This window comes from Erwinia pyrifoliae DSM 12163, from assembly GCF_000026985.1.
Classification (GTDB): domain Bacteria; phylum Pseudomonadota; class Gammaproteobacteria; order Enterobacterales; family Enterobacteriaceae; genus Erwinia; species Erwinia pyrifoliae.
In genome coordinates this window covers 3,538,073-3,552,643 of sequence record NC_017390.1, presented here as the reverse complement: position 1 = coordinate 3,552,643, position 14,571 = coordinate 3,538,073, and the positions used below count along the sequence as shown (strand labels likewise).

At 53.4% G+C, this 14,571-nt stretch carries 12 protein-coding genes and 1 pseudogene; 9 read left to right on the top strand and 4 right to left on the bottom strand.

Translation table 11 applies throughout. The features are described 5' to 3' along the window. Nucleotides 1-224: 224 nt before the first annotated feature. The 4 genes and pseudogenes from EPYR_RS16230 (at nucleotide 225) to EPYR_RS16215 (ending at nucleotide 2,773) form a co-directional block, all read left to right on the top strand. Nucleotides 225-1,019 (top strand): annotated as a pseudogene (locus EPYR_RS16230) (YPO3983 family protein). Nucleotides 1,020-1,064: 45 nt separating this feature from the next. Next, the gene (locus EPYR_RS21225; RefSeq protein ID WP_011078074.1) at nucleotides 1,065-1,364 is read left to right on the top strand and encodes a transposase; all 300 of its coding nucleotides are present in this window, start codon (nucleotides 1,065-1,067) and stop codon (nucleotides 1,362-1,364) included. 3 nt (nucleotides 1,365-1,367) lie between these two features. Continuing rightward, the gene (locus tag EPYR_RS21220) at nucleotides 1,368-2,216 is read left to right on the top strand and encodes an IS3 family transposase (RefSeq protein ID WP_331387094.1); all 849 of its coding nucleotides are present in this window, start codon (nucleotides 1,368-1,370) and stop codon (nucleotides 2,214-2,216) included. A gap of 92 nt (nucleotides 2,217-2,308) precedes the next feature. Next, nucleotides 2,309-2,773 carry a DUF943 family protein gene (locus EPYR_RS16215; RefSeq protein WP_014539545.1) on the top strand — a complete coding sequence of 155 codons (465 nt, stop codon included), beginning with the start codon at nucleotides 2,309-2,311 and terminating at the stop codon, nucleotides 2,771-2,773. A 122-nt stretch (nucleotides 2,774-2,895) separates the two neighbouring features. Here the strand turns inward: EPYR_RS16215 and EPYR_RS16210 are convergent, their stop codons facing one another. Beyond that, nucleotides 2,896-3,804 (bottom strand): LysR family transcriptional regulator, encoded by a 909-nt coding sequence (locus EPYR_RS16210; RefSeq protein WP_014539544.1) that lies wholly within the window; start codon nucleotides 3,802-3,804, stop codon nucleotides 2,896-2,898. Nucleotides 3,805-3,900: 96 nt separating this feature from the next. Here EPYR_RS16210 and EPYR_RS16205 point away from each other — a divergent pair, with 96 nt between their 5' ends. Both EPYR_RS16205 and EPYR_RS16200 read left to right on the top strand, forming a co-directional pair. Further along, complete coding sequence (locus EPYR_RS16205) at nucleotides 3,901-4,971, top strand: SDR family oxidoreductase (RefSeq protein WP_014539543.1); 1,071 nt, start codon at nucleotides 3,901-3,903, stop codon at nucleotides 4,969-4,971. Between the two features lie 133 nt (nucleotides 4,972-5,104). Beyond that, the gene (locus tag EPYR_RS16200) at nucleotides 5,105-5,884 is read left to right on the top strand and encodes an L-threonylcarbamoyladenylate synthase (RefSeq protein ID WP_014539542.1); all 780 of its coding nucleotides are present in this window, start codon (nucleotides 5,105-5,107) and stop codon (nucleotides 5,882-5,884) included. A gap of 77 nt (nucleotides 5,885-5,961) precedes the next feature. Here EPYR_RS16200 and EPYR_RS16195 read toward each other — a convergent pair whose 3' ends face one another. Then, the gene (locus EPYR_RS16195) at nucleotides 5,962-6,870 is read right to left on the bottom strand and encodes a LysR family transcriptional regulator (RefSeq protein ID WP_014539541.1); all 909 of its coding nucleotides are present in this window, start codon (nucleotides 6,868-6,870) and stop codon (nucleotides 5,962-5,964) included. A gap of 619 nt (nucleotides 6,871-7,489) precedes the next feature. Beyond that, the gene (locus tag EPYR_RS16190) at nucleotides 7,490-8,116 is read right to left on the bottom strand and encodes a LysE family translocator (RefSeq protein WP_014539540.1); all 627 of its coding nucleotides are present in this window, start codon (nucleotides 8,114-8,116) and stop codon (nucleotides 7,490-7,492) included. Nucleotides 8,117-8,754: 638 nt separating this feature from the next. On the opposite strand from EPYR_RS16190, the gene EPYR_RS16185 reads away from it, so the two are divergent. The 3 genes from EPYR_RS16185 to hchA all read left to right on the top strand — a co-directional run bounded on the left by EPYR_RS16185 (nucleotide 8,755) and on the right by hchA (nucleotide 13,411). Continuing rightward, complete coding sequence (locus EPYR_RS16185) at nucleotides 8,755-10,389, top strand: alpha,alpha-trehalase (protein ID WP_259818144.1); 1,635 nt, start codon at nucleotides 8,755-8,757, stop codon at nucleotides 10,387-10,389. Between the two features lie 533 nt (nucleotides 10,390-10,922). Then, the gene (gene hglS / locus EPYR_RS16180; RefSeq protein WP_015899052.1) at nucleotides 10,923-12,263 is read left to right on the top strand and encodes a 2-oxoadipate dioxygenase/decarboxylase HglS; all 1,341 of its coding nucleotides are present in this window, start codon (nucleotides 10,923-10,925) and stop codon (nucleotides 12,261-12,263) included. A gap of 299 nt (nucleotides 12,264-12,562) precedes the next feature. After that, nucleotides 12,563-13,411, top strand: a complete 849-nt coding sequence (gene hchA / locus EPYR_RS16175) for a glyoxalase III HchA (RefSeq protein WP_015899051.1) — start codon at nucleotides 12,563-12,565, stop codon at nucleotides 13,409-13,411. A 61-nt stretch (nucleotides 13,412-13,472) separates the two neighbouring features. Here hchA and EPYR_RS16170 read toward each other — a convergent pair whose 3' ends face one another. Continuing rightward, nucleotides 13,473-14,261, bottom strand: coding sequence for a glucose 1-dehydrogenase (locus EPYR_RS16170; RefSeq protein ID WP_014539536.1), 789 nt, complete (start codon nucleotides 14,259-14,261; stop codon nucleotides 13,473-13,475). Nucleotides 14,262-14,571 lie beyond the last annotated feature (310 nt).

Genomic DNA, 14,571 nt, shown 5'->3' with positions numbered 1-14,571 from the left:
AGGGGCGATCGTTGGCGGTCGCCCCTTTTTTGATCGTTGGGCAGAGTGGCAAACCATGCTCAGTAGCGGCTTCAGCCGAGCCGGTAGCCTGCAGTCATATCCATTCGCTACCGCGAGTCTGAAAAAACCATCCAGGAGAATGAGGCATATACAGCTCCGCCAGTCACCGCGTACTATTTCCCCCTAAAGATGATAATAAGCGCCAATACAAGGAACGTTTCACGATGGATGCATTGCCATTTCCCTGCTCGATATTTAAAACCCAAAAAAGGATGGACGACTACAGCGCCAGGGATATGCGCTGCGGGGATCTGACAGAAGCACAATTAAAAACGCATTATCATCTGATGGATATCTCCACCAGAGCCAACCCTTACACTCTGACGAAAATCACCCCGTTCAACCAGCAGTAGTCAATGTTTTATGGTTCCCGTGGCGAAGGTGAAAAAATCACCCGGCAGCAGTGCGCCAGCATTCTGTTTGATGAGTTCCGCCATCTCGCGCAAAGTTTTGCCCTGTATGGCCCATACAAGCAACTGATTGAGAGAATGATCGGCCATATGCAGAACGGCAACGGTACGCCTTTCCGGGATATCGCGTTGGACAGGGCTTTGCAAGAGCAGATACTGCATGACAGACAGCCGGATAACAGTACGCGTCTGCGACTGGAAAACGCGTTTAACGACAACATCGACTGGGGGAATATGTCTTTTCCGCTGCAAAACAAGGACAGATTAAAAGACGCGATAACTCGTGGCAGGCTGCCAAAATTTGACAGGTTTCAGGATAGTTTTAACGGTATGGGGATCGCTGTTCATGATACCTGGGCCACGCACATCACGATTAAATCGTTGCAGATTGATAACGATCGCTACCGCGCAGTGGTTCATTCCAAGATACAGGATCACTTCGGCCTCGACAGTAACGATATTTCAACGTTTAAATTCAACCAGTTCCGTATTTTCCGCATCTGGTTTGTTCTTCAGCGATACAACCAGTTTGATCCTACCCGCCAATAGTGGACACGCGACTAAGTGAGTAAACTCTCAAGCAAGAGGTGACTCATGACAAAACCAGCATCAACCAGCAAAAAGCCACGCAAACAACATACGCCTGAATTTCGCAACGAAGCCCTGAAACTTGCTGAGCGTATCGGTGTGGCTCCAGCTGCCCGTGAACTCCGTCTGTATGAATCGCAGCTTTATGCCTGGCGCAGCAAGCTCAAAAATGCACATTCCTCTTCTGAACGTGAGCAGGAAATGTCTGTTGAAATTGCCCGCCTTAAGCGGCAACTGGCGGAGCAGGCTGAGGAGCTGGCCATTCTCCAAAAGGCCGCGACATACTTCGCGAAGCGCCTGAAATGAAGTATGTCTTTATCGAAAAAAATCGGGCTGAGTTCAGTATCAAGGCCATGTGTCGTGTGCTTAGAATTGCCCGAAGCGGCTGGTATGTCTGGTGCCTGCGTCGCCATCAAATCAGCCCGCGCCAGCAGTTCCGCCTCATCTGCGATAAGGCCGTCGGTAAGGCATTTACTGAGGCAAAACAGCGTTATGGCGCACCTCGTCTTGCTGACGAGCTGCCGGAGTACAACATCAAAAACCATTGCCGCCAGCCTGCGACGTCAGGGGCTGCGGGCGAAAGCGGCCCGCAAGTTCAGTCCGGTCAGTTATCGTGAACACGGCCTGCCCGTGTCAGAGAACCTGCTGAAACAGGATTTTTACGCCAGCGGCGCAAACCAGAAGTGGGCAGGTGACATCACCTACTTACGTACAGATGAGGGCTGGCTGTATCTGGCGGTGGTCATTGACCTGTGGTCGCGTTCCGTCATTGGCTGGTCGATGTCGCCGCGTATGACCGCACAACTGGCCTGCGACGCACTGCAGATGGCGTTGTGGCGGCGAAAACGTCCTGAAAAAGTGATTGTTCACACTGACCGTGGTGGGCAGTACTGTTCATCGGATTATCAGAGCTTGCTGAAATGTCATAATCTGCGCGGGAGCATGAGCGCAAAAGGCTGCTGTTATGACAATGCCTGCGTGGAAAGCTTCTTTCATTCGCTGAAGGTGGAATGTATCCACGGAGAACGCTTTGCCAGCCGGGAAATAATGCGGACAACGGTGTTTAATTATATCGAGTGTGATTACAATCGGTGGCGTCGTCACAGTGCCTGTGGCGGCCTTAGTCCTGAACAATTTGAAAACCAGAACCTCGCTTAGGGCTGTGTCCACATTACGTGGGTAGGATCANTTTGCATTCAAACCTTTTATGACCAATATGGAAGCAACAGTTGAAATTACCGGAGGCCGCCATGCAGGCTAAAAGCAAAAAAATCTTTGTCGCACTTTTACTGCTGGGTTGCGCCCTGGCCGGCTATTTTGTCTGGTCGTCGCTGCGTCCTGTAGAAATCATCGCGGTTCATCAGCGAAATAACTATAGTGATATTTTAGTCAAAAATTTTCCTTTTACCGCTAAAGAGAAAATAAACTGGTGGCTAAAAAATAAAGAGATTTTAAAAGATAAATACAAAACTCCTGAGCCTGCTTCAGACGAGTTCTTCACTATAACCTTTTGGCTTTTTGGTGATGGATATAAAGAGGAAGGCAAGTATGACAGGCTGTGCTTTGACGATATGAAAACAACGGTGAACTGCATTGAAAAGGAGGCGGTTTTTTCCGTCAGCAACAGCAAAAATAGCGGCACCCGTTTCACCGTTCACGATGGAATATATCGTATAACGGAGAAGGGGGAAATCATCAAAGTCGAGCGCAGATAAGCCAGCGGCTCCGTGTAATGACGGCAAGGAAAATGCCCTTGCTGGCTTGCGTCGGCCATCCAGACGGACATCGTCGGTGATTTTTACACGGGTTTGCGTGATGCGTACTGCCCGGGCTGCAATTATTCAACCCTCAGTTTAGCCAGTGTATTCAGCAGCGCACCCACCTTCGGCATCAGCTGTTTACGCCGTGGCCACACCATGTACAGCGGTAGCCCTGGCACCGCCAGCTGCGGTAAAAGCGGCACCAGCTCGCCCCGCGCCAGTTGCTCTTCCATCAGCCACGTTGCCATCTGCGCCACCCCCAGTCCGGCCACGACAGCCGAGCGTTGGGCTTCTCCATCCGCCAGCGCCATGCGGTGCGCCACGGTACGCGTGGTAATACGGCCGTCCGGTGAGGCTACATGCCACGGGCTGGTACTGCCATCAATACGCGCATAAACAATCGCCTGGCGCTGTTCCAGCTGCGCCAGCGACTGCGGCGTACCGTGCTGCGCCAGATAATCCGGCGCGGCGCAGAAGATAAGCCGCTCGCTGCCGAGGTAACGTACGCCCAGAGAGGGCGGATAGTTACCGGGGCCGCCAATGCGCACCGCCATATCCACACCTTCTTCAAACAGGTCAACAAAACGGTCGGAGAATGACAGATTTAGCTGCATCTCCGGGTGCTGTCGGCAGAAGTCGTTGAGCATCGGCATCACATGCAGGCGGCCAAAGGTATGCGGTACGGCCACGCGCAAGCGTCCGACCGGAATGCTGCGCTGTGCGGCCAGCACCGATTCCGCCTCTGCCAGTTCGCTCAGCACGCGGGCGCAGGTGTCATAAAATGCCTGTCCGGCATCGGTCAGCAGCAGGCTGCGTGTGGTACGTTCAAAAAGGCGTGAACCGAGACGTGCCTCCAGCCGGGCAATGCTTTTACTGACCGCCGAACTGGTGATATGCAGACGCCCGGCGGCGGCGGTGAAGCTGCCGCTCTCCACGCTGGCGACGAAGGGCGCGATCCCCCTGAGACGATCTTCAGACACCGACATTGATTCCTCCCATTCATTAATACTGTGAATTTATACCTGAGATAAGAATTAAATTCTCTATTAAGCTGGTGTTATCAACAGAACGGGAGAGACATTATGCAGCAACGAGCTTTGATTGTGGGCGTCAGTGGCGTTACCGGGAGTGCACTGGCCGAACGCCTGCTGGCGCAGGGCTGGCAGGTTTATGGCTTGTCGCGCGGGCGCACGGTAGTCATTGCTGGCGTCACCTCACTGACGGCGGATCTGACCGATGAAACTTCGGTAAAAACCGCCTTGCAGGGAATAAGCGTTGATAAGGTGTTTTTCAGCGCCTGGGCGCGTCAGGAAAATGAGAAAGAGAATATTCGCGTTAACGGGGCAATGGTGCGCAACGTGCTGGATGCGCTCGGCGCAGGGCTAAAAGGCGGCCATGTGGCGCTGATCACCGGACTGAAACACTACCTTGGCCCGTTTGATGCTTATGGCAAAGGTGCTGTTCCGCTCACCCCATTTCGCGAAGAACAGGGCCGCCAGCCGGTGGAAAACTTCTACTATGCGCAGGAAGATGAAGTGTTCGCCGCCGCCGATAAATATGGTTTCAGCTGGAGTGTGCATCGTCCGCATACGGTAATCGGTTTTGCCGTCGGTAACGCGATGAATATGGGCCAGACGCTGGCGGTTTATGCCAGCCTGTGCAAGCAGAGCGGGCAGCCGTTTATTTTTCCCGGCTCCAAAGCGCAGTGGGAAGGCGTGACTGATATGACCGATGCGCGTCTGCTGGCCGACCAGCTGATCTGGGCCGCTACTACGCCATTGGCGCAGGATCAGGATTATAACGTGGTTAATGGCGATGTATTCCGCTGGCAGTGGATGTGGGGCGAGATTGCCCGCTACTTCGACATTGAGGCGCAGCCTTTCCCCGGCACCATACAGCCTTTGGAAGGGCGGATGAACGAGGCACAGCAACAGTGGCAGGAGATCGCCCGGCGCTTCGACCTGCATCAGGAGGATGTCTCGAAGCTGGCCTCCTGGTGGCACACCGACGCCGATCTCGGACGGCCAATGGAGGTGTTTACCGATATCAGCAAAAGCCGCAAAGCGGGATTCACCGGCTACCAGTCCACCCGTGATGCTTTCTTTGCCCTGTTCGACCGGCTGAAAGCGGAAAAGCTGATCCCGCACGCATAACGCCACCATTGTTTCTGGATAGAAACAATGGTGGTAAAAATGCGTTTATTGTTGCGATAAAAACTGGCTGTGGCAGGATGGTTGCAACGGGTAATAACCCCCATAAATTGAACCGAATGCGAAGGATAGGGCGATGAACGATAAAGTGGTTAACTGGAATGGTGGCTTACAGCCGGAAGCCGTGAAGATCCTGTCGGCGAACGGCGGCATGATCGTCTGCCCAACGAAAGTGGGCTATATCATCATGACTTCCGATGCTAAAGGCCTGGAGCGCAAATTTGATGCCAAGCAGCGCAACCGTAACAAGCCGGGCGTGGTGCTGTGTGGTTCTCTGGAGCAGCTGAAAGAGCTGGCGCAGCTGAACCCGGAAATCGAAGCGCTGTATCAGCAGCACTGGGACAAAGACGTGCTGCTGGGCTGTATCCTGCCGTGGAAAGAAGAAGCCGTAGCGCGTATTCCTGATGACGGCTCGAAAGAGCTGATGATGGATCGCCGTCAGACCAGCTGCTTCGTTATCAAGTTCGGCGTACCGGGAGAAAATCTGGCGAAAGCGCTGTGGGAAAATCACGGCAAATTCTCCTTCGCCAGCTCGGCTAACCCGTCAGGCAAAGGCAACCGTGGCCTGGTGGAGGGCATCGGCGAGCGCATTGAGCAGCATGCAGACCTGATCATCGCAGCGAATGACTATGTGAAGTCTATCCAGCCGAACGAGTCGGAAAAAACCCGTTACGAGCAGGGCGTGATGGTGGCGATGGTGGATGAAAACGGCAAGCTGGTTCCCGAGCAGAAGGGCGAACGTAATATCTCTCCTTGCCCGGTGCTGATCCGTAAAGGACTGGACGTGGATAAAATCATGTCAATGATGGCCGATATTTTCACCACCTGGGATTACCGTCACGGTAACTACTATTAATTCCGCTAAAAATGAATCTGAAATAAAAACCCGTTCTTTATTCAAGGCGGGTTTTTATTTTCAGACAATGCAAAAAATTAACTCTTCGCCGTGCCAGGATCCAGCGAACGCTGTAATTCTTCAATAAATAAGCGCACGCGCGGTGAAATAAAGCTGTCGCTTTTCATCAGCACGTATGACTTATAAATATCCATTTCCCAATCGGGTAACAATTGCACCAGTTTCCCGTTATCCACCGCTTCCCGGGCGATATAACTGGGTAAATAGGCAATGCCGGTTTTTGCCACCGCCGAATTTAGCAGGGCGATACTGTTGTTGGCGCGAAAACGGCTGCGTACCTCGATATCCTTTTTCTGTTTCTCTTTGCGAAAGGGTAATGAAATGGTGTGGGCCGGGCCACGGAACAGAATACATTCATGGCGCGCTAAATCATCCGGGCTGGTCACCGCCGTGCGGTTAATCAGGTAGTCCGGCGCGGCATACAGCCCCCAGGTGATATCCATCAGCGGGCGGTAGTTGCGCTGCTCGGGGAGATTGCGGGTGATGGCAATGGCGAGATCGATATGGTCGTCTTCAAAGTTTACCGGGCGATCGGTGAGATCGAGATCGACGCTGACGTGGATATTACTGGCGATAAAGCGGTTGAGCACCGGGACGATGCACTGGCAGCCAAAGGTGACCGGGGCGACCACGCGCAGGCTGCCGCTCGGCTCCTCATGAAACTGGCGGATAAACAGGTCGGCGCTTTTCACCTCATGCAGAATGCGATAGCAGTAGTGATAATACGTCATGCCGACTTCGGTAACCTGAATGCGGCGGGTGGTGCGCTGTAGCAATTTTGCCCCGAGGCGCACTTCCAGCGCCGAGATCTCCTTACTGACCGACGATTTTGCCAGGCCGAGCGCTTTTGCCGCTTCGGTGTAGCTGAGCGTTTCCACCACTTTGGCAAAAATAATCATCCCGTGAAGGTTTTCAACATCGCTCATTATTATCCCGGATTGTTTTTACAGAGAAACAATGGGCGATATTAGCATATTTCCCGTTCGCTGTGCGGTGAACAGCAGTAAGTTAATTACATTGAATTAACCCTTAACGGTCGCTTTATCACGCAGAGATAATATTAATGGGTCAGACAATCCGCCAGAAAATACATGCCCGTGCCAGCGGGCGGGAATGCGTTACGCCGGGTGTTGCCAGCGTGTTTAAAAAGGAGTTCGGCGCACAGGCGAAAGTCTGGGATGCTTCACGCTTTATGATGATCCCTGACCTCTTGGTTTATTCTGCTGACCCACAGGCTAATCAGAATATTCGTGTGATGTGCGAATTCGCCCGCCAACAGCAGATTAAATATTTCTACGATGTTGGTACGCCACAAAATATACCCCAAATACTTCGAGTTGCAGGAAGGCGGCAAGCGCGTGAATCCCGGCGCACTGTGCGGAGACTGAAAATGAAAGCAATGATAAGTGGGGCGGTGTACGTCCTCGGGTATCATATTGATACCGACCAGATCCTGTCGGCGGAATACCTGAAGGTCAATCCCTCGACGCCGGCGGGCTGTTCGCCTTGGCCCGTGCCGGCGGTTGGATCAACGTTAGTGCGTCACTATTTTGCCGAAACGGCCAGTGCGCCTCCGGCAAAGACGAACAGGCTGCCGGTAGAGCGGTTAAGGATGCGCAGACGGCGAGCGTTGGAAAAGACGCCCGACAGTCGGCGACCCGCGCAGGCGTAGCCGAACATGATGCCGCCATCCAGCACCGCCCAGGTGATAGCCAGCGTGGCAAATTGCGCAGCATGCGGCTGGCTGGCATCGATAAAGTTCGGGAACAGCGCGGCAAAGAACAGCAAATCTTTTGGGTTACTGATGCCCACCGTGAAACCTTTGCGGAACAGGCGCATGGCTCCGGGCGCTTCTTCAAGTTCAGCGGTATTAACCTGAGCGGGTTCGCTGTTGTCGCGCCACGCGGCGATGCCCAGCCAAATCAGATAGGCAGCACCAACGATTTTCAGCACGGTAAAGGCGGTGGTCGAGGCGGCCAGAATGGCACCCAGACCCAGCGCTGAGGCGGTCATCAGTATCATGGCGGCCAGCACGCCACCGCCGACCGTAGCCAGCGCTTGTTTACGACCGTAGCGCAGACCGTGCGTCATATTGATCAGCGCAGAGGGGCCGGGAATGGCGATCAGTGCGGCAATCACACCGGTATAAGCCAGCCAAAGTTCAAGCGTCATTACATCATCCTTTCAGGTTAAGCCCCTCTGCCTGAGCGCAGTCGTATGATTCTGTTTTGTTCACAGAGTAACCGGGGGGCAATAGTGTATTTTCCCGGCAGTGAGAAGTAAATCACAGCAAAAAAAATATTCCCCGGAATGCGCTATCGGTAAGGCATCTGGCGGATCATCACCTGGCCGGCGAACCACCCTGATGAATGGGAAAAATGACCTTGAGAGGGCCTTTACCCGCCGTCAAATCGGGGCAATGCGCGTTATTTGTACCAGTAAAAGCAGGGGACACAAATGTGGTACCAGGGGGCTGTCAACATTTATAGCGACTTTCAGAATTGTGGAAAAAGGGTTTTGCGATTCGGGACGGTTTAATTGTTGCTAACCTGCTGTATTATCGATATTAACTGAACATAGTTAGTGAATTAAATAATTGTGTCTGCTGCTGTTTATATCAGTGAATAAATATTTCACTGCTGGATACAATAGTAAAAGTTAAGATTTAACCTATTTCTGAAAAAATATCTTCTTACCAAGAGTTATGCCGATGCCGGGTTGCGTCACGAGGTGGCAGTACTATAATAATCACCAGCCTTTTTTATTCACCAGACTAAATTTGCCGCAGGCATGGGCATCAGGAGGTTTTTATCACTTTCAATCAAAATGAAGCGATGATTAACAACAACCCTGTTGAATTCGAAGCCTGGTATGATGATTATCAAGCAGGTCCGGAAAACGCGGGCGAACCGCAGCCGGAGCTGATTCGTGGGTTACCTGCTTCAGATACCCTCACGCCCTCCGACCGCTATCAGGATCTGTTTGCGGCGGTGCAGTTGTCGCATATTTTTAGCGACAGTAAAACGTTTGCCGACTGCGCGCCAAAAACGGACCCGGAACATATTCTTTTTCGCTACTACCTGGAGCGCGAGCGGGAAGAATTTAACCTGCTCGAATTTGTGTTGGAAAATTTTGATCTGCCGAGCGTACATGAAAGCCGCTACGTGTCCGATCCTGATAACACCATGGCAGAACACATTGACGGGCTGTGGCCGGTACTCACCCGTCAGCCGGAGAAACATCGTAAGTTCTCTTCGCTGCTGCCGCTGCCCAAGCCCTATGTCGTGCCCGGCGGGCGCTTTAGTGAAGTCTATTACTGGGACTCCTATTTCAGCATGTTGGGCTTTACCGCCGCAGGTCGTTGCGATTTGATGCGCAGCATGGCGGATAACTTCGCGTGGATGATTGATAAATACGGGCATATCCCGAACGGCAACCGTACCTACTACCTCAGCCGCTCGCAGCCGCCGGTCTTTGCCATGATGGTGGAGCTGTTCGAAAAGAACAATGTGCATGAGGCACAACACTATCTGCCGCAGCTGAAAAGCGAATATGCATTCTGGATGGACGGGCAGGAAACCCTGTCACCCAATCAGGCATATCGTCATGTGGTGATGCTGAACGATGGATCGGTGCTTAACCGCTACTGGGACGACCGCGATACGCCACGCGATGAGTCATATCGGGAAGACGTGGAGACAGCGCGCCATTCCTCGCGTCCGTCCAGCGAGGTTTACCGCGATCTGCGTGCCGGTGCGGCTTCGGGTTGGGATTACACCTCGCGCTGGTTGAGCGAGCCAGGCCGTCTGGAAAGTATTCAGACCACCAGCATTGTGCCCGTTGACCTTAACGCGTTTCTCTACAAGCTGGAAACCACTATTGCCCGCCTTGCGGCCAGCAAGGGGGAGCAGGCAACGGCCGAACGTTTTCAGCAGCTGGCGCTGCGCCGCCGTGAGGCTGTCGATAACTATTTGTGGGATGCGCAGGCGGGTCTGTATCGTGACTATAACTGGCGCGAAGGCGAGCAGGCAACCTTCTCCGCCGCTGCCGTCACACCGGTGTATGTCGGCATGGCCAGCCTTGATCAGGCCAACCGAACCGCCAAAGCGGTGCGCGACCATCTGCTGGCTCCGGGCGGCATCTTGTGCAGCATGAATGTCACCGGCGAGCAATGGGACAGTCCTAACGGCTGGGCGCCGGTGCAGTGGATGGCGATAAAAGGTTTCCACAGCTACGGTGATGAGTTGCTGGCACAGGAGATTGCCTCCCGCTGGCTGCATACCGTCAGCAGCACCTGGCAGCAGCACCATAAGATGGTGGAGAAGTACAATATCAGCGGAGAGGCTGCGCTGCTGGGCGGCGGCGGCGAATATCCGTTGCAGGATGGTTTCGGCTGGACCAACGGCGTAACGCGCCGCCTGCTGGAAATGTACCCACAGCTTTAATCCCATCAGGGCGGCCCTGGACTATTTCTGCCGTATCAACAACACAACGACAAAAAAAGAATCTGGCGGCAAAGCCAGATTTTTTTTTNGTTCTCGCTGTAGCGGGTAACAACAGCAAGAATGTCATCACAAGCACCTTCCAGCAAGCGGTGCATCGTCGCAAGGGGAAATGGAAAGGCAGTTGCAGCGCCGTGCATACTCGCTCACATGGAGCGTGCCGAGTGATAATCGTAGAGGCTGTTCTGCTGGCGCTGAATATCTTTCTCGCCTGCCTGCAAATTATCGTTGCCTTACGGCAACTGACCAGTAACCGCTAAGGATGCCCGGACTCTGAACGAAGGCGAAGCAACCACTTCGCCTTTTTTCTTGCCGTCACTGCGGAATTGGTTGATCTCTTTGTCTCGCCCAACCTGGGGCTTATAATGAACTCCCGCATCATTCTCTATAATCTGTGATGAAACTAACACTTAGCCGCGAAGCGCGTGGCTATTCTGTCTGTGGCGATATTTCCAGGTACTTTCAGGAGAGCAGCAATGAGCAACGGCTTTATCAGCGCGGACCTTATTCGCGACCGCTTTTCCAAAGCGATGTCGGCGATGTATCAGGCAGAGGTTCCGCAATACGGCACCCTGTTGCAGCTGGTGCGTAAGGTCAATGAGCAGGTATTGCAGGAGCGCGCCGGGCAGCTTGCGGCAGAGCGCGGGCAGCAGGAGGCGGATCGCCTGAGCGTTGAACGCCACGGAGCCATCCGCGTGGGGACCGCGCAGGAACTGGCGACGTTACGCCAGCTGTTCGCGGTAATGGGCATGTCTCCGGTGGGCTATTACGATCTGTCGGCAGCCGGTGTGCCGGTACATGCAACCGCTTTCCGTCCGGTGACGGATCGTGCTTTACAAACCAATCCTTTCCGCGTGTTCACCTCTTTATTACGCCTGGAGTTGATTGACGATGCCGCTCTGCGCCAGCGGGCGGGTGAGATACTGGCACAACGTGATATTTTCACGCCCCGGCTGCGTGAACTCCTGGCGCTGTGGCAACAGCAGGGCGGGCTGAAAGAGGAAGAGGCCGATGATTTTGTGCGTCAGGCGTTGGAAACCTTCCGCTGGCACCAGCAGGCTTCGGTCGATCTCAATACTTATCATGCGCTGCTGGCAGAGCACCGTCTGATTGCCGACGTGGTTTGCTTCCGTGGGCCGCATATTAATCATCTGACGCCGCGAACGCTGGATATCGACCGCGTGCAGCAGCTGATGCCCGAGAATGGCATCACGCCGAAAGAGACGATTGAAGGCCCGCCCGCCCGCCGTTGCCCCATTCTGCTGCGCCAGACCAGCTTTAAGGCGCTGAACGAAGCGATAGATTTTACCGACCAGCGTCAGGGAATGCACAGCGCCCGCTTCGGCGAAATTGAACAGCGCGGCGTGGCGCTGACGCGCAAAGGGCGTGAGCTGTACGATCGCCTGCTGGCTGAAGCAGCGAAACAGAAGTTTACCGACAACGCCAGCTACCAGCAGCACCTGCGCACTGTGTTTGCCGACTTCCCCGATGATGCAGACGAGCTGCGCCGTGAGCAGCTCGCCTGGTATCGCTACCGACGCAATCCTCTCATGGCCGCAGCACCGGGGCAGGATTTGGAAAGTCTGATTGCCAGCGGCGCGGTAGTGGCAGAACCCATTACCTATGAGGATTTTCTCCCGGTCAGCGCCGCCGGGATTTTCCAGTCTAACCTCGGCGGGGATCGCCATAATGCCAGCAGCGGCCATGCCAGCCAGGCCGAGTTCGAACAGGCGCTCGGCGCCCCGGTGATGGACGCGTTCAGCCTGTATCAGCAGTGCCAGCAGGAATCGCTCGACCGCCTCCAGCTGGACGTTTAACGGGTAAAAAGCGCGCTTTTTTATGCGTTTTATGATCGGTCGAGGAGGGTTCCGTCCATATCGACAGCAATCATTTTCATCATCAATCCAGCCCTGGGTAAAAAAGTAACAACGGTTCCTGTTATCACCGGGAAAAAGCAGCGCTAAAGAGGGGGCATTCCAGGCGATAAGTTCCCCTTTTCTGCTGTGGCATTTTATGCGGCCTGAACTCACTGCCGGCGTATACATCACCTTTTTCGCTAAATCTGGAAATGTCACTTACGCTTTATGTTCTGGATATTGATACAAAGGAGCATTTCATGAGTACTGAGTTAAGTAAAAAACCGCAGCCTGATGCAGCAGAGCATAATGCTTTCTTCCCCTCGCCTTATTCACTGGACCAGTTCACCAGCCGCGTATCCGATCTGTCAGGGGCTGATTATCCGACCCCTTACCGTGGTAACAAAAAGATTCTGGTGATAGCCGCAGATGAGCGCTATCTCCCGGTCAGCGGCGGCAAGCTGTTCTCAACCGGTAATCATCCGGTTGAAACCTTGCTGCCTATGTATCATCTGCATAAAGCCGGATTTAAGTTTGATATCGCCACGCTTTCCGGCGAAATGGTTAAATTTGAACACTGGGCGATGCCGGTAGATGATAAAGCGATAACCGGATTATTTGATGACTACCTGGCGGGTTTCCGTCAGCCGCTCAAACTGTCTGACGTGGTGAAAAACCTCGACGCGGACAGTGATTATGCCGGCGTATTTATCCCGGGTGGACATGGCGCTTTAATCGGCCTGCCGGAAAGTGAAGACGTTGCCGCCGCGATCCGCTGGACCCTGGATCAGGATAAATATCTGATTTCACTCTGTCATGGGCCAGCCGCCTTTCTGTCCGTCAGCAAGGGGGATAACCCGTTAAAAGGCTATTCCGTGTGTGCCTTCCCTGACAGCGCTGATAAGCAGACGCCGGATATCGGCTATATGCCTGGTCACCTTAGCTGGTTCTTCGGTGAGCGGCTGAAAGAGATGGGCCTGACCCTGGTGAATGACGATATTTCCGGTGCTGTGCATCAGGACCGCAACGTATTAACCGGAGACAGTCCTTTCGCCGCCAATGCGCTGGGTAAACTGGCCGCCAGTGCGCTGCTGAAGGCGTTTAGCTAACCGCTAAATGCCTCCGCTGGCAGTAAAAGTGCGAATCCGGGTTGGCCACTTCATTCAGGAATTAACCCTTTCCGCCCTGGAATGAGGGGTACAGGGTCATGCCACCATCGACAAAAAGGGTTTGCCCGGTCATGTACGCGGATTGTTCGGAGGCCAGCCAGGCGGCAACATTGGCAACAATCTCTGGTTCGGCGACATATTTCATCGGGATCAGCGCCTCTAACTCCAGACGAAGCGCCTCATCGCCCATTTTTTCCTGGTTCATCGGGGTATTGATTGCGCCAGGGCCGATGGCATTAACCCGAATGCCTTTTTCCGCGTATTCCAAGGCCAGGGATTGAGTGAGCATTCTGACGCCGCCTTTGCTGGCGGCATAGCTGACAAATGTCGGCCAGGGAATAATCTCATGTACGGAAGAGATATTGATGATATTGCCCTTGATGTTGTTTTCGATAAAGTAATTCAGCGCAGCGCGGGCGGTAAGAAAATAGCTGGTGAGATTGACGTCAATCACCTTGCGCCAGTCGTCCAGGGTGATTTTGTGCGCCGGGCTTTGGATCTCAATGCCGGCATTATTAACCAGCAAATCCAGCTGGCTGAAATTTTCAATCGCAGTATGAACGAAGTGATGAGCGGTGTCTTCATCACTGATATCACCACCAAATATGATGGCTTTGCCTGAGTTCAGGGCGTTCAACTTATCGGCTAATTCCTGCGCTTCTTCCTTGTTTGAATGATAATTAATGACGACATTCATACCTTCTTCGACCAGACGAGTGACAAGTGCAGCGCCAATCCCTCTGGAGGAACCTGTTACCGCAGCCACTTTTCCCTGAAGATCTGTATACATATTTTCCCCAAGTACATTTTTTAACCAAAATGAAACATCACCAGCATAACAGCCATTTCTTTTGAAATTGCCGGATAATGCGATATCCATCATTGGCAGAAGCCGCCACGCGCTCGGTGAAGACCAGACAGACGATGGCACTCACGGCTGTTATTCCCTGTAAGACACAGAATGTCCTTAAAAAAAGCTAGCAACAGATCTTTATATACGCAAGCTAACGGCAGCGGCAGGTTGAGGTTTTTCTGAAAATGGCACGCTCAGGAGCCAGGTGTGGCGGGGGATGGATGCAGTGCCGCATGGTCAGGAAAGG

Coding starts and splice junctions, on each gene's coding strand:
- EPYR_RS16205 (WP_014539543.1), top strand. CDS start 3,901: ATGCAGCAACGAGCTTTGATTGTGGGCGTCAGTGGCGTTACCGGGAGT.
- EPYR_RS16215 (WP_014539545.1), top strand. CDS start 2,309: ATGCAGGCTAAAAGCAAAAAAATCTTTGTCGCACTTTTACTGCTGGGT.
- EPYR_RS16190 (WP_014539540.1), bottom strand. CDS start 8,116: ATGACGCTTGAACTTTGGCTGGCTTATACCGGTGTGATTGCCGCACTG.
- EPYR_RS16170 (WP_014539536.1), bottom strand. CDS start 14,261: ATGTATACAGATCTTCAGGGAAAAGTGGCTGCGGTAACAGGTTCCTCC.
- EPYR_RS16195 (WP_014539541.1), bottom strand. CDS start 6,870: ATGAGCGATGTTGAAAACCTTCACGGGATGATTATTTTTGCCAAAGTG.
- EPYR_RS16210 (WP_014539544.1), bottom strand. CDS start 3,804: ATGTCGGTGTCTGAAGATCGTCTCAGGGGGATCGCGCCCTTCGTCGCC.
- hchA (WP_015899051.1), top strand. CDS start 12,563: ATGAGTACTGAGTTAAGTAAAAAACCGCAGCCTGATGCAGCAGAGCAT.
- EPYR_RS21225 (WP_011078074.1), top strand. CDS start 1,065: ATGACAAAACCAGCATCAACCAGCAAAAAGCCACGCAAACAACATACG.
- EPYR_RS21220 (WP_331387094.1), top strand. CDS start 1,368: ATGTCTTTATCGAAAAAAATCGGGCTGAGTTCAGTATCAAGGCCATGT.
- EPYR_RS16200 (WP_014539542.1), top strand. CDS start 5,105: ATGAACGATAAAGTGGTTAACTGGAATGGTGGCTTACAGCCGGAAGCC.
- hglS (WP_015899052.1), top strand. CDS start 10,923: ATGAGCAACGGCTTTATCAGCGCGGACCTTATTCGCGACCGCTTTTCC.